Raw genomic sequence first — 1,300 nt, 5'->3', positions numbered from 1 at the left:
ATGCATCAGCATGAGTGCGGGAGTATGTCACGATGTCTCTGAATGGGGGTGGTTATCCCCGTTATCTCAGTTGGATTGCGCACCTCACCATGAGCGAAAAGATCCCCCAAGATCCCTCCTTGCCGGAAGTGGCGGCTGAGATGGCCTTTGCTGCGGAGCCCAGCATAGCAGAAGGAGCTGCTTCAGAAGAAGCCGCCCCAGACTCGGATCCCGGCAAGGGATCCCCTGGCACCGGCGGGTCGAATGCGCAGCGTGTCCGTCAACTGCTGGGCATGAAAGGAGCAGAGGTGGAGTCTCGCTCCATTTGGCAGTTGCACTTGCAACTGATGAAGCCTGTCACCTGGATCCCTTTGGTGTGGGGTCTGATTCCGGGGGCGGCATCTTCCGGTCACTTCACCTGGACTTGGGAGAATGTGGCTCTCATTTTGGTGGGCATGATTCTGGCGGGCCCCCTGATGACGGGCTATACCCAAACGGTGAACGAATACTACGACCGCGAGATCGACGCCATCAACGAGCCCTACCGCCCGATCCCTTCGGGGGCCATCTCTCTGCAGCGGGTGGTTATCCAAATCTGGGTGCTGCTGATCTTGGGGTTGGGCTTGGCCTACGCTCTGGACTGGTACACGGGCCATGACTTCCCGGTGATCACCTGCATTGCCTTGGCGGGAGCCCTCATTGCCTACATTTACTCGGCGCCCCCCCTGAAGCTCAAGCGCAACGGCTGGCTGGGCAACTATGCCCTTGGTGCCAGCTACATCGCCCTGCCCTGGTGGACAGGCCACGCCTTGTTCGGCGAGCTAAACTGGACGGTCTGCATCCTGACGCTGATCTACAGCTTGGCCGGGCTGGGGATTGCCGTGGTCAACGATTTCAAAAGCATCGAAGGGGACAGGCAGTTTGGCTTGGCCTCTTTGCCGGTGATGTTTGGGGCAATGGGGGCCGCTTGGATCTCGGCGCTGATGATCGACCTATTTCAGTTCGGCATGGCCTCATTTTTGCTGGGGGCGGGCCTAAAACGTTACGCGGCCATTTTGGTGCTGCTGATCATCCCCCAAATAACCTTCCAAGATATGTACCTCCTGCGGGATCCCTTGAACAACGATGTGAAATACCAGGCCAGTGCGCAGCCCTTCTTGGTGTTGGGCATGTTGGTGGTCGGCCTGGCTCTGGGGCGTTCGGGGCTTTGGTAATCGAGCTAGGGGCACGTCTCTAGTCGCTGTTTTACTGTTGTGGTCTGGAGATAGACCGCGACTTGAATGCAGCCCTAAACCTGGTGCGGTGGTACAGAACTACCCAC

Annotated in this window: 1 protein-coding gene; it reads left to right on the top strand. The window is 58.3% G+C overall.

Annotated features, from left to right (window positions below):
* Positions 1-32: 32 nt before the first annotated feature.
* A complete protein-coding gene (gene chlG / locus NW856_RS09860) occupies positions 33-1,193 on the top strand; it encodes a chlorophyll synthase ChlG (RefSeq protein ID WP_414400046.1) in 1,161 nt (386 codons plus the stop codon).
* Positions 1,194-1,300 lie beyond the last annotated feature (107 nt).

This window comes from Synechococcus sp. R3-13, assembly GCF_047462195.1.
In the GTDB taxonomy this organism is placed as follows: Bacteria; Cyanobacteriota; Cyanobacteriia; order Thermostichales; family Thermostichaceae; genus Thermostichus.
Note: the sequence above shows the minus strand (reverse complement) of the source record. Positions and strands in the feature narration are given on the sequence as shown.